Source organism: Arthrobacter zhaoguopingii, assembly GCF_009828605.1.
Lineage (GTDB): Bacteria > Actinomycetota > Actinomycetes > Actinomycetales > Micrococcaceae > Arthrobacter_D > Arthrobacter_D zhaoguopingii.
In genome coordinates, this window is sequence record NZ_WIAE01000012.1 from 69,009 (window position 1) to 81,554 (window position 12,546).

General features: G+C 65.2%; 11 protein-coding genes. 2 read left to right on the plus strand and 9 right to left on the minus strand.

From position 1 onward, the window contains the following. Positions 1 to 271 precede the first annotated feature (271 nt). Both GVV77_RS14740 and GVV77_RS14745 read right to left on the minus strand, forming a co-directional pair. Positions 272 to 1,174 carry an alcohol dehydrogenase catalytic domain-containing protein gene (locus GVV77_RS14740; protein ID WP_159619602.1) on the minus strand — a complete coding sequence of 301 codons (903 nt, stop codon included), beginning with the start codon at positions 1,172 to 1,174 and terminating at the stop codon, positions 272 to 274. A gap of 162 nt (positions 1,175 to 1,336) precedes the next feature. Beyond that, on the minus strand, positions 1,337 to 1,693 hold the full coding sequence (locus GVV77_RS14745; RefSeq protein WP_159619604.1) for a MerR family transcriptional regulator: 357 nt from the start codon (positions 1,691 to 1,693) through the stop codon (positions 1,337 to 1,339). A gap of 82 nt (positions 1,694 to 1,775) precedes the next feature. Between GVV77_RS14745 and GVV77_RS14750 the strand changes: the two genes are divergently transcribed. Beyond that, entirely contained in the window at positions 1,776 to 2,876 is a 1,101-nt protein-coding gene (locus GVV77_RS14750) for an alkene reductase (protein ID WP_159619606.1), read from the plus strand. Positions 2,877 to 3,071: 195 nt separating this feature from the next. After that, complete coding sequence (locus tag GVV77_RS14755) at positions 3,072 to 4,070, plus strand: hypothetical protein (RefSeq protein WP_159619608.1); 999 nt, start codon at positions 3,072 to 3,074, stop codon at positions 4,068 to 4,070. A 288-nt stretch (positions 4,071 to 4,358) separates the two neighbouring features. Here GVV77_RS14755 and GVV77_RS14760 read toward each other — a convergent pair whose 3' ends face one another. The 7 genes from GVV77_RS14760 to GVV77_RS14790 form a co-directional block, all read right to left on the minus strand. Further along, positions 4,359 to 4,724: a VOC family protein gene (locus GVV77_RS14760; protein ID WP_159619610.1), complete on the minus strand. Its 366-nt coding sequence runs from the start codon at positions 4,722 to 4,724 to the stop codon at positions 4,359 to 4,361. 94 nt (positions 4,725 to 4,818) lie between these two features. After that, on the minus strand, positions 4,819 to 6,627 hold the full coding sequence (locus GVV77_RS14765) for an APC family permease (protein WP_159619640.1): 1,809 nt from the start codon (positions 6,625 to 6,627) through the stop codon (positions 4,819 to 4,821). 208 nt (positions 6,628 to 6,835) lie between these two features. Continuing rightward, entirely contained in the window at positions 6,836 to 7,510 is a 675-nt protein-coding gene (locus GVV77_RS14770) for a response regulator (protein WP_159619612.1), read from the minus strand. Further along, a complete protein-coding gene (locus tag GVV77_RS14775) occupies positions 7,507 to 8,979 on the minus strand; it encodes a sensor histidine kinase (RefSeq protein WP_246199850.1) in 1,473 nt (490 codons plus the stop codon). Before GVV77_RS14775 ends, GVV77_RS14770 begins: the two co-directional genes overlap by 4 nt. 164 nt (positions 8,980 to 9,143) lie before the next feature. Then, positions 9,144 to 10,034 (minus strand): diacylglycerol/lipid kinase family protein, encoded by an 891-nt coding sequence (locus GVV77_RS14780; protein WP_159619614.1) that lies wholly within the window; start codon positions 10,032 to 10,034, stop codon positions 9,144 to 9,146. A gap of 150 nt (positions 10,035 to 10,184) precedes the next feature. Continuing rightward, positions 10,185 to 11,765 (minus strand): alpha/beta fold hydrolase, encoded by a 1,581-nt coding sequence (locus GVV77_RS14785; protein ID WP_159619616.1) that lies wholly within the window; start codon positions 11,763 to 11,765, stop codon positions 10,185 to 10,187. 245 nt (positions 11,766 to 12,010) lie between these two features. Next, positions 12,011 to 12,546: fatty acid desaturase family protein (locus tag GVV77_RS14790; RefSeq protein WP_201293252.1), on the minus strand; the 536-nt coding region annotated here is incomplete at its 5' end.

A 12,546-nucleotide genomic window follows, 5' to 3' on the forward strand; every position in this document is an offset into this window, starting at 1 on the left:
CACATGTACCGCAGCGGGCAAACGCCCGTCCTTCCGAGGAGAAGGACGGGCGCCCCGGTTGATTGACGAAGAACCAGACAGTGCCGGAAAGTGCCTTGATTTCCCCGGCGGAGAGTTCCAGTTCCGATGCCTTCGCGGAGTCCGACCTCGCTGGAACGGAACGCGGGAGACAACTGGTTCTGCACTGCGGCGAGTTTGCCGTCCAGGATCCCGTGGCACGTGCCACCTGCCCCCCCGGTATGGCTCTGGTCCCTGATGCTCTGAGTTGCTGTCAGGTCAGGGTGACGACGATCTTGCCGGCGCCGCCCTTGGAGAGCTCGTGTGCTTCCTGAATCGAGTCGAGGGGCAGGACGTGGTCGACTCGGGGGCTGTACAGGCCGAGCCGGCCGAGGTTGGCTGCGTGGTCGAGAAGGGAGGAGTCGTTCACGGCATCCACTTTGCGGAGGCCCAGCCGTGCGGCTCCCTCTGCGTCGATGACGGTGATGACACGGGTGGTGTCTCCGACGATGTCCACCAGATCCGGCAGCGAGGCTGATGGCGCCGAATGCAAGGCGGCATCGATTCCCTCAGGTGCCAGTGCTTTGACCCGGTCGGCCAGGCCCGGCCCGTACGTGGTCGCTGCTACTCCGAGCTTCTCGAGGTACTCATGGTTTTCCGGCCGTGCCGTGCCGATCACGCGGGCACCGGCGGCCAGTGCGAACGCGGCAGCGGCGCTTCCCACCGCACCCGAAGCACCCTCGATCAGGAACGTCTTGCCCGACAGGTCGCCGAGCGCGTTGAGCACCCCTACAGCCGTGGCGGAGGCGAGCCCCGCGGCGGCCGCCTGTTCCACCGACCAGTTGGAAGGGACCTCACTCCAGGCCGTGAGCACCGCGAACTCCGCGGTGGTGTCACTCACGCCTCCAAGTCCGAAAACGAGGTCTCCGACTCGCGCGTTCGAGACTCCCTCTCCTACCTCGTCGATGACTCCAACGGCATCGCGTCCAGGTATCGCAGGCAGCCCAATGGGAAGCACCTCCTGTATGACACCAGAACGCAACAGGTAATCGATGGGATTGACGCTCACCGCCTGAACCTTGATCCGGACGGAACCCGCTGTGGCGTGGGGTTCGGTGGTTTCCTCGATGATCATCACGTCTGGGTTTCCGTACTCGTGATAGCGCACAGCCCGCATGGGGTCTCCTTGGCTTCCCGTGCAGGGCGTTTCCCTGCAGCATCGCCAGCCTAGGACCTGACGCTAACGTCAGGTGCAAACGCCTGCTGGGTGACCGGCCGATGCACTCGTCAAGGTGCGGTTGCGCAGCGGCGGACTGCCTGCCGTCGGGCAGCCCTGAGGCTAGACCGTCTCGAGTGAGCGGGCTTTCGAGGCCGTGATGAGTTCATCGAGACGTGCACTCGCGTCGTGCAGTTCTGCCATGCGATGCGCCAGCGCCTCGCGCTCGGACTGCAGCATCGCCTGCTGTTCCTTGGTGGTGCCGCCTGTATCGATGCAGGGCAACAATTCCGCGATGCGGCGGCTGCTCAACCCCGCTGCGTACAACGTCTGGAAAAACCTGACACGGTCCACCGCGCTGCTTTCGAACTCGCGCTGGCCGCCGGGCGTGCGCGTGCTCACCAGCAGTCCCTGCTCCTCGTAGTACCGCAGCGCCCGCACACTCACACCGGACTGCCGGGCCAGTTCACCAATGCGCATCGATGCTCCCTTCCTGCGGCGTTTCATTCAACGCCGCCATGGATTTGCACCTGACGTTAGCGTCAGGTTCTAGCCTCATTATATGACTTCTCTCTTCGATAATCTGCCCCTCGGCGAACTGCGCCTCCCGAACCGGATCGTCATGTCTCCCATGACGCGAGTACGTTCCGGTGTTGAGGGACTCGCCACGGCATCGATGGCAACCTACTATGCGCAGCGGGCGACCGCTGGACTGATCATCACCGAAGGCATCCAACCGAGCCTGGAAGGACAGTCGAATCCACTCACGCCGGGACTGTATAACGCCGCGCAGATTGACTCCTGGCGACAGGTCACATCAGCCGTGCACGTCAACGGCGGACGGATCTTCGCCCAGATCATGCACGCCGGCAGGATCAGTCACCCCGACACCACCGGCCACCAGGCTGTTGCGCCCTCGGCGGTTGCAGCCCGTGACGCATATGTCTTCACCCCCTCGGGCCCGCAGCTGGCGCCCGTGCCGCGCGCACTTGCGTCCAGTGAAATCCCCGCGGTCGCGGAGTCCTACGCGACGGCGGCGCGGGGGGCCCTGGAGGCAGGGTTCGACGGCGTTGAGCTGCACGGCGCAAACGGATATCTGATCGGGCAATTCCTGTCGAGCAACGCCAACCTCCGCACCGACCGCTACGGCGGAACGGTCACCGGGCGCATCCGCTTTGCCGTGGAAGCCGTGACCGCGACGGTCGATGCCATCGGGGCGGACCGCGTTGGGCTGCGGGTATCGCCCGGCGCAGGGATCTGGGACGTGAGCGAGTCGGAGATTCCCGAGTTGTACGGGGCACTGCTCGAAGAACTGGCCCCGCTTGGCCTGGCCTATCTCCACCTGGGAGCAAGCCCGGATGAAGACGTGATCCGCGGCCTGCGCCGGGCGTGGGAGGGCGCTCTCATCGTCAATCCGTCGAAGCCCGGCAGTGCCGTTCCCTCGACGCGCGAAGATGCTGACCGTTGGCTTCGTGAGGGCGCAGATCTGATCTCCTTCGGGCGGGCCTTCCTCGCCAACCCCGACCTTGTCGAACGCCTGCGCGCGGACCACCCTCTCGTCGTGGCCGATCTTGACACCTACTACCAAGGCGGCGACGAAGGCTACATCACCTACCAACCCTTCTCCCACGCACCATCCACCCTGCTCGCAGCAAAGGGCTAAGGAGACGCCCCCGGCCATGCGGACCGGAATGCCGTGGTTGTAAATCGATAGAACCTCCGGTCAGGCGGTTGCCTCCAACCGCGGTGACCGGGCCCATTGGCTCTTTGGCCGGGTCGCCCGCGGGTGCACCTCCGGATCGATCCGGTGGTGCTTGTCCACCGCAATTATCAGAAATCAGTGATCTAGGGAGTAATCATGAAGCCGTCAGTCCTCAATCACCGCGGCAAGAAGAGGTCTACCAAGCGCATGGTGCTGGCTGCGGCGGCCAGTGCATTGTCCGTAACCATCGCCTCGTCGGCCGCCGCTGCGGACCAGTCGGGTGAGCTCCGGTTCCCCAGTGTAATCACGCTGCCGAACGATGCCATCGCTGGCGACTTGGGGTATCAGCCAGAAGGGATAGCCGTCCGAGGAGCAACAGCCTATGTCGGCTCATTCGCCGACGGGACTGTCGTCACTGCGGACCTCCGGACGGGGCAATCCCGGGTACTGGTAGAAGCCGACGGTGACCCTGCTCTGGGTGTTGAAGTGACCGACCGGTTCGTTCTTGTGGCAGGCGCTCTGTCCGGTGAGATCCGCGTCTACGACCGCCGGTCCGGGCATGAGCTGGCGGTGTACAAGGTCACAGACCGCGGGCTGGTCAATGACATCACCGTCATTGCCGGAACGGCTTATTTCACGGACTCGCAGCGTGCTGTCCTCTACAGGCTTCCGCTCGACCGGGCAGAACTTGAAGCTCCGACGGAGATCCCGCTCGCTGGAGACTTCAAACTTGCTTCTCCCGGGCCTGGCGTATTCAACTCCAACGGGATTGTCGCTCAGGATGGGCACACGGTGATTGTCGCCCAGACCACCTCACCAGATGGTGCAGGCAGCGCCCTCTACGCCGTGGACGTCGCAACAGGTCACGCCACGCGCATCAACATCACCGGTGGTGCCATTCGCGGAGCTGACGGACTCGTGCTCAAAGGAAACATGCTTTCGGTTGTCCAGTACGACGCGAACAGCATTGCCCAGCTACGCCTGAGCACCAACGGCTCCGAAGCGGAATACCGCGGCACGGTCACCAACGATTCCGTGGCAGTGCCTACAACGGCGGACTACGGGCCGGGCGGCGCACTCTACAACGTCAACTCGCGCTTCGGCACACTGCCCAGCGACAGCGTCTCCTATGAAATCGTCCGCATCGGCAGGTGATTCATGAGTCAGGGTTCAGCAGTCCCCACATCAACGAGAACTCAGCGCTCGTTCCTGGCTACGGCCATGTTCGTCAGAAGGACCTGGCGGTGGGTTGGGGGAGTCCCAGCACCTTCGACGAGACTGTTTTAGCATCACGTCACACCAATGTGTGTTACGCAGAGTTCTCGACGGAAGAGGACGAAGGCCGCTGATGTGGTTGATGGGGAGCCGGGCCGGCGAGTATCAGGAACGCAGGTTCCAGGATGTGGGCGCAGATGACAAGTCCCAGCGGACGTCATTCTCGCCTCAGCTTACGAAGATACAGAACGGATGACCGGCCGGATCGGCGTAAACGTATAACGGCTCGTTCGGGTCGTCCGTGCGATCGAAGCGGAGCTCTGCCCCTAATGCCAGCGCCCTGAAATGGTGATGCTCGAGGGTTTCCCGGTCAGGAACGGTCAGATCGAGATGCATCTGCATCGGCACATCAGGCAAGGGCCATGTCGTCCGCTTCAGGTGATCAACCTGCTGAAAAGCGAGCCTGCGGTTGCCCTTTCCATCAGTGAGCACGAGCCAATCGACGTCGTCAGGCATGTCCTCACCCTCGGGCTCATCTCCTGGCCGGTACTGGAGTCCGAGAAGTTGGCGGTAAAACTCTGCCAGTCCCCGCACACGATGAGGAGTTCAGCCAAGGAAGCGTCTGCTGCGGCGGTCATCTCGGGTCGTAGGGCGGTTGTAGCCTCCAGCCCGCCTTCACCGCATTGGGTCAGCCCACGTGCACCCATGGTCTGCGGGACAGGTCCGGTTCGGCTTCGCGCAGGACTTCCCGGGTGACGGGGGCGATTTCGCCCTCGCCGAGGATCAGGAATTTGACGAGGTTCACCAGGGGACTGCCTTCGGTCCAGCGGAAGTAGACGTGGGGCATGAGCCCGGTGATGTCCCGGATGTGGAGCATCACGGCGGCGATGGTGTTGGGCACGTTCGAGCTGTGGATCTGGAGGATGCGGAATCCGTGGCGTCTCACCCCGCGCACCTGCAGATGTGTCTCAAACTCCGATGAATCATCGACGATCACCTCGATGAACAAGGGGTCGTCCGACGGGCTGAGGTGGCTGACGGTACAGGCGTGCTGGAATTTGCGGCGGTAGGCTGCGGCGTTGAGCCGCCGGGGTTCGTGGGCGATCAGCGAGATCTGCCCGGTGTCCTGTGCAGCCACGAAGGACAACGCCTCGTCATCGAGGGTGATCGTGGCGGCCCGCAGTTCAAACGCCCGACGCGCCCTCGACGCGAAGGACACCACGAGGATGCCGAGAATGAACAGGGCGGCGATGCCGGCGCCGTCGGGACGCTCCCAGACGTTGGTGAGCGTGGTCCAGATCAGGATGAGCGAGATCATCCCGAAGCCAAGCGCGGCCGACTGCCGGGCACGCCGGCGGGCGGACAACGTGACGGCCACTGCTGCGGAGGTGATCAGCACCAGTACCCCGGTGGCGTAGGCGCCGCTTTGGGCCTCGACGTCGGCCTTGAAGGCGATGGTGACCGCTGCAGCGATGAGGGTGAAGACCAGAACCATGGGCCGGACGGCCCGCGACCAGGCCGGGGCCATGCCGTAGCGGGGCAGGTACCGCGGTACGAGGTTGAGCAGCCCGGTCATGGCCGAAGCACCGGCGAACCAGAGGATCGCGATGGTGCTGGCATCATAGAGGGTCCCAAAGCCCTCGCCGAGGTACTTGTGCGCGAGGTAAGCCAGGGCGCGGCCGCTGGCCTCGCCGCCCTCCTCGAACTCCTCAGCGGGGATAAGCAGGGTCGTCACGAAACTCGAGGCGATCAGGAAGCCGCTCATGATGACGGCGGCCGAGGTGAGCAGTTTCTGCGCCCCGAGGATCCGTCCCTGCGGCCTGTCCGCTGTATCGCCCCGGGCACCTTTGATCTGCGGCATGACGACGACGCCGGTCTCGAATCCTGAGAGCCCGAGCGCGAGCCGTGGAAAGACCAGCAGTGCGACGGCGATCACCGCGAGCGGGTCGCTGTGCTGGGCGGTAAGGGCGGTCCACCAGTTACCGATCAGTTCGGGTTCCGCGGTGAGCTCCGCGGCGGCGGTCACCACGACCACGAGATTCAGGGCGAGGAAGGCGGTGACCAGGGCCACGGCAATGCCGATCGCCTCGTGGAACCCGCGGAGGAAGACGCCGGCGAGGAGAAGCAGGAACACCAGGGTCACGGCCACCTCCTGACCGTGCAACCATGACGGCGCGAAGGGGTTTTCAATCAGGTGGGCGGTGGCGTCGGCTGCGGAAAGGGTGATGGTGATGATGAAACTGGTGCCCGCGAACCCCAGAAGGGCGAGCACGAAAACCTTGCCTTTCCATTTGGGCAGCAGCTTCTCCAGCATCGCGATGGAGCCCTCGCCATTGGGGCTTTCCCGGGCCACCCGCTTGTAGACAGGCAGTGCACCGAACAGGGTGACGGCCACAAGGATGAGCGTGGCGACGGGAGCCAGCGCCCCCGCCGCAGCGGCGGCGATGGCCGGCTGGTACCCGAGGGTGGAGAAGTAGTCGACCCCGGTCAGGCACATGACCTTCCACCAGGGCTGCACGGTGGACCTGGGCCGGCGCGTGGGCCTGCGCTGGTTCTCGTCGTCGAGAAGCCAGCTGCCGAACCGGCGGGCCCGGCGGGACTGGAGAACCTGATCTAGAGTTGCGCTCACGGGCTCGAATCTACGCCCGACCCGGCGCGGCAACCGGGCGTCTTGATGGTTCCTTAACGTTTTCATGGGGGGGCGATCAGGGCTCGAACCGGTACCCCATTCCGCTCTCGGTGATGAAGTAGCGCGGACGAGTCGGGTCCGGTTCGAGCTTGCGACGCAGCTGGTTCAGATACACCCGCAGATACTGCACCTCCCGGGCGTAGGCCGGCCCCCAGACCTCCAGCAGGAGTTTCTGCTGTGCGACGAGTTGACCGGGATAACGCACCAGCAGCTCGACGATCCGCCATTCCGTGGGGGTCAGGCGCACCTGTTCGCCGCGGCGCTCGGCCTTTCTGCCGACAAGATCCAGGCGGAAATCGGCTGTCGTGACTACGGGTGTTCCCGGGGCTGCGGAGGAGCGTCGTTCAGCTGCGCGCAGGCGTGCCAGCAGCTCCTCGAGGCCGAATGGCTTGGTTACGTAGTCGTCGGCCCCGGCATCCAGCGCCTCGACTTTATCTTCCGGGCCGTGGCGTGCAGACAGCACGATAATTGGCACCTGGGTCCACACGCGCAGGCCGGCGATGACCTGCACCCCGTCCATGTCCGGAAGCCCCAGGTCAAGCAGCACCAGGTCCGGGCGGTGCTCGGAGGCCGCCGCAAGCGCGGATGCGCCGTCGACGGCGGTCACCGGGTGGTAGCCGTGGGTGCGCAGATTGATCTGCAGCGCACGCAGCAGTTGCGCTTCGTCTTCAACCACCAGGACCGTGGTCACAACCGCACCCCCGTCGAAAGCGGGAGCCGGATGATCATGGTCAGGCCGCCGCCCGGTGCCGGTTCGGCAAGCAGTTCTCCGCCCATCACTTCGGTGAAGCCGCGGGCGACCGCGAGCCCCAGCCCAACACCGGAGGTGCCGGCGTCGTCGAGGCGCTGGAAGGGTTGAAACATGCGCACCATTCCGTCGGCTCCGACTCCGCGGCCGTGGTCGCGGATGCGCAGTTCGCCCGCCGGGAAGCCCTTGACCGTTCCGGAGACCGCAGACGTAACCACGATGTCGGTGCTGCCGGCGTGCTTCTGAGCGTTCTCGGCGATATTGGCGACGACCCGCTCGAGCATGCCGAAGTCCGCCTCCACCGGGGGAGTGTTCGGCTTGAGCAGAATCCGTACATTCTCCGACGGCATCCCCCGCAGGGCGGCGCCCACCACGTCCAGCCAGTGCACGGGCCCCAGATGCGCGGTCGCTGCATCGCCGCTCAGCCGTGACATGTCGAGCAAATTATCAATCAGTGAAGCCAACCGGTCCGATGAGGCCTCGATGGTGCCAAGCAGTTCGTCCTCCTCCTCGGGGGGAAAGTCGATGCCGGGCTGCCGCAGGCTGGTGACCGCGAGTTTGATCCCGGCGAGTGGTGTGCGCAGGTCGTGGGAGACCGCCCGCAGGATCGCGGTGCGCATAATGTTTCCCTCGGCCAGCCGGCGGTTTTCCTCGGTGCTGGCGAGCAGCTGCTGGCGTTGACGCAGCGCGGCCAGCTGGGATCCGAAGGCGACCAGCAGCCGATGTTCCCGGGTCGTCAGCGCCCTGCCATACAGGACCAGCTTCAGGCCTCCGGGAACACGGATTGCGGCATCGCCTTCGCCGGTTGCCCAGTGCCCGGGCGGATCACCGCCGTTCGAAGCAGCCGACGTGCCGTCCACGGCGAGGAATTTCCAGATGGCGGCCTCGGTGGTGCGCGCATCGTCGTCCCCCTCATCCCGGGCAAGCAAGGCGGCCCCAGCCATGCCGAAATGGGTGCGGACATGGTGGAGGAAACCCTGCAGCGTGTCCTCCGCGGCCAGCACGCCCCGGGCAAGTTCACCCAGCGTCGCGGCATCCGCCGAAGCGACGGCGGCCTCGCGGGAACGACGGGCGGCGAGTCCGACGACCAAGGACACCGAGACCGCAACGGCCACGAAAATCAGAAGGGTGAGCAGGTTCTCGGCGTCAGCGATCTCCAGGGAACCGAACGGTTCCGTCGAGAAGTAGTTGAGGATCAGGCTGCTCCACAGCGCGCCCACCAGCGCCGGCCACAGCCCGCCGACCAGCGCCACCGCCACCACGCCGGCGACCTGCAGCAGGACATCGGCGGCAAGGAAATCGCGGCCCGCCACGAAGGTACCCCACTCCAACAGCGGCGGGAGCGCCAGTGCCAAAGCAAATCCGATGAGGGTGCGCACACGGCCAAGTTCCGGTGCCGCTAATGGTGCCATCCCGTAATCCTCGCAGGTCATCTGCGCTTCGGACCTCTTCGAACGCCCATCCGGGTCGACCTTCATCGCGCCAAGGCCCACGGGTCTTCCCAGCAGGGGAACGCTACCCCGTACTGGTGGCGCTCACCGCGGAGGTCCTGGTCGGAGCGGCCCCTTGGGGGTGATCAGCCGAGAATGGACAGGGCCCGCGGGATGCTGTCGATCGTGATGTCGGTGCTGGTTTCCACGGATTTCACTTCACCGTCGATCTGGTACGGCATGGGTTTGAGGGTCGAGAACCGGTACTGGGTGTAGCTGGGCTGGTCGCCGAGTCCCTTCGTCGTGGCGCGCAGGGCGGTAAGTAGGATCCTCCACTTGGCCATGTGGGGGAAGATGATGACCTCGAACTTTCCGTCCGCCGGGTGGTCGTCGGCTTCGCTGAGGGTGGCGTACTTGGCCATCTGGGAGATGTTCGCGAACACGAGGCTGTCGAATTTCCGGCGTTTCCTGTCGCTTTGCCGGATTTCGAAGGGTTTGAACTTTGAGAAGGTGCGGACGACGGAGAACATTTCCTTAAGAGCGCCCTTGCTGCCTTTTTCCAGGTCGATTGCCATGACCGGGGTGAGCCCGAACCCGATATACGAGTGCGCGTACACCGGGGCCGTGTCGGCCCGGTCTATGCTGATGCGCAGCAGGTCGATCCGACGGACATGTCCCTCAAGAATGGCCTCGGCCAGCGGCTTGCGGCCGGTGACGCGGCTGTGGTCGTTCGCGTTGCCCGCAGCCAGGACTGCGCACACGGCGTCATCGCTTCCGCTGGCCATGACGCCGTTGACGACCTCGTTATAGCCGCCGTCGCCGCTGACGGACACGATGAGGGCGTTGGGCGCCGACGCTGCCATCCGCGCCAGCTCCACTGCGTGGCCAGCGTGTTCGGTGGGCTGGAGCCGGACATCTGTTTCGGGCAGCGCTGGCACCAGATCGTCTCGGAGTTCCCCGGCAAGCTTGGGTGCGTCCCCGGTGCTGTTCGGGTTGAAAATGATGGTGATTGTGTCGAACTTGTGTGGTGTGTTCATGGGTCTACCTTTGGTTGTTCGCTGGGCGTCATTGGAGTACCGCGGTGCCGTCTCCCCGTATCGTAGGGGAGCTTCTACCGACGGCAGCAGGGTGAGGTCTTGTCGGTGCGGCAGTTGCGGTGCTGGGCGTGGAGTCCTGGGCATGGAGTCCTAGGCGGCTTCAGGTTCATCGAGGCGGTCCGCGGCGTCGGCGAGAAAAGTCATAATCCGCTCGGCGACAGTTCCGGCTGCGCTGTGGTGCACGCCGTGGAAGGCACCCTCAACCTCCACCAGTTCCCCGTCTTTGGCGGCCTCTGCCAGCGCGCTGGACCATGCGGATCCGGCGACAAGATCGCGGGCGCCGCGCATGAGAAGAACCGGCTGCTCCACCAAGGGAAGTTGCTCCTCGAGGGGATATTTCATGGCCACTGCTAGCTCGGCGAAATACCAGCGCGGGCCGCAGCGCAGCACGTCGGTGAACTGAATGGCATTCAACGACCGCTTCTCCAGCGCGTTATTCACTGCAAGGGTCAGTGCCTGCTGGGGGACGGTGCGCCGGTTTGCGTCAACGGCCGCACCGATCAGGACCAGCTGCGATACCAGTCCTGGGCGCTTGAGGGCCAGTTCGGTAGCGCTCTGGACCCCCATGGAATGCCCGATCACCACGCAGGAAGATACCCCCATTTCGTCCAGGAGATCCCCTATGATTTCGGCTTTCGCGGCGTTGGGCATTCTAGCCGTTGGAGTTCGAGTCCGTCCGGCACCGGGCAGATCGAGCAGGATCACCCGTCCGTGGGTTGACAGCTGGTCTCCGAGGCGTTTGAGGTATCGGTGGGACATGCCGATGCCGTGGATGAGCACAAATACGGGAACCGTTAGCTCATTCGCCCCCGCCTCGGCGGTGGCGTCCGCCGCGGGCCGGTGCGCGATCAGGTGAGCCCGGGCCTGCCGGTCTCCGGCGGTGAGGCTTATCTGCCAGGGTGTGTGCACCGACCCGGCCTGGGCGCGTACCGCGTACTGCAGGGCGGTCACCCGCCGGGGGGAGGGGAGGCCGTCGGAGGGCGGAGTGTTCAAGGCAGAGGCGCGAGGGTGTTCTTCAACGAATCGGACGATGGCTGCGCCAACGGCCGCAGCGCCTGCCCGGTGTGCAGCGTGGGCTTGTCCCGGAATCTCCACGAGGCGACCTTGCCGGGAGGCATCGGCGAGCCGGGCACACCAGTCCCGTCGAGCGATCGGGTCGCGGGTGCCCCGGATGACCAGGACGGGTCGGGTCACCAGGGGAAGCCGCTGGTCAAGACGATACTCAAGCATGATGGGCAGTTCGGCAAAGTACCACGGCAGTCCGCACTGTGCGTAAGCGCCGGCGGCAAGCAGTGTGGTCATAGGGCGTTCCAGCACCATGTCCAGGCCTAGAGACAGGGTGTGCGAGAACGCCGGCGCGCGAACCGGGTCCGTGACGGGTCCGATGAGTACCACCCGGGCGGCCAGATCGGGGCGCCGCACGGCGAGTTCGGTGACGAACTGGGCGCCCATGGAGTGACCGATGAGGGTGCAGGAGCTCAGCTGCGCGGCATCCATGGCCTCGGCGATGACGTCCGCGTAGTCCCCGACACTGAGTGTGCGGCCCGGCTTGGGTGTGCCTCCAAAGCCGGGAAGATCCAGCACATGGGTCTCCCCAATGGCGCCAAGTTCCTCCTTGAGCCGGCCGAAGTAGCGGTGGGACATACCCAGGCCGTGGATCAGGACGAACACGGGCGCCCCTGGGACCGGTATTGCCGGACGGGAGGAATGTATGCGGTACGCCGCTGCGGCGTTGTCCCGGCCGAACGGTGCAGTGGCTGCAGGAGCCGCAGGATCGGGAGCAGGGCTGTGGTGGGTTGTGGACATCCGGTGCCGAAGAGCGGTGCGGAGCCGCGTGAAACTGACCCGTTTTGGGCTGCGGTGTCGGACGCGTCGGACGCGTTGGTCGGAGGTGGCGGGCCTGGGTGCGGTGGGGTTCATGGGCGGCGGTATTTGTTGACCATGGGGCAGTCGAAGGGGTCGCGGGCGGCGAGGCCGACCCGGTTGAGGTAGGTGACCACGGCGGCGTAGGAGGCGCCGACGCCGACTTCGGTGTAGGGGACCTTGAGGCGTTCGCAGTGCTCGCGGACGATTTCGGCGGCGCGGCGCAGGTGCGGGCGGGGCATGTCCGGGAAGAGGTGGTGCTCGATCTGGAAGTTCAGGCCGCCGAAGGCGTTGTTGATGAAGGATCCGCCGCGGATGTTGCGTGAGGTCAGGACCTGCTTCTGGAAGAAGTCGAGTTTGCTGTCCTCGGGCACGACCGGCATGCCCTTGTGGTTCGGGGCGAACGAGGCGCCCATGTAGAGGCCGAACACGGCCAGCTGCACGCCCAGGAAGGCGAAGGCCATGCCCATGGGCAGGAACCAGAAGAGGATGCCCAGGTAGGCGGTGAAGCGCACCGCGAGCAGGGCCAGCTCGACCCAGCGGCCGGGCACGGTGCCGCGGCGGAACAGGGTCATGATGGAGCGGGCGT

Bases quoted from the DNA above. Each gene is read 5' to 3' on its own strand.
- GVV77_RS14740 (WP_159619602.1), bottom strand. From the start codon at position 1,174: ATGCGGGCTGTGCGCTATCACGAGTACGGAAACCCAGACGTGATGATC.
- GVV77_RS14745 (WP_159619604.1), bottom strand. From the start codon at position 1,693: ATGCGCATTGGTGAACTGGCCCGGCAGTCCGGTGTGAGTGTGCGGGCG.
- GVV77_RS14750 (WP_159619606.1), top strand. From the start codon at position 1,776: ATGACTTCTCTCTTCGATAATCTGCCCCTCGGCGAACTGCGCCTCCCG.
- GVV77_RS14755 (WP_159619608.1), top strand. From the start codon at position 3,072: ATGAAGCCGTCAGTCCTCAATCACCGCGGCAAGAAGAGGTCTACCAAG.
- GVV77_RS14765 (WP_159619640.1), bottom strand. From the start codon at position 6,627: ATGTGCCTGACCGGGGTCGACTACTTCTCCACCCTCGGGTACCAGCCG.
- GVV77_RS14775 (WP_246199850.1), bottom strand. From the start codon at position 8,979: ATGGCACCATTAGCGGCACCGGAACTTGGCCGTGTGCGCACCCTCATC.
- GVV77_RS14780 (WP_159619614.1), bottom strand. From the start codon at position 10,034: ATGAACACACCACACAAGTTCGACACAATCACCATCATTTTCAACCCG.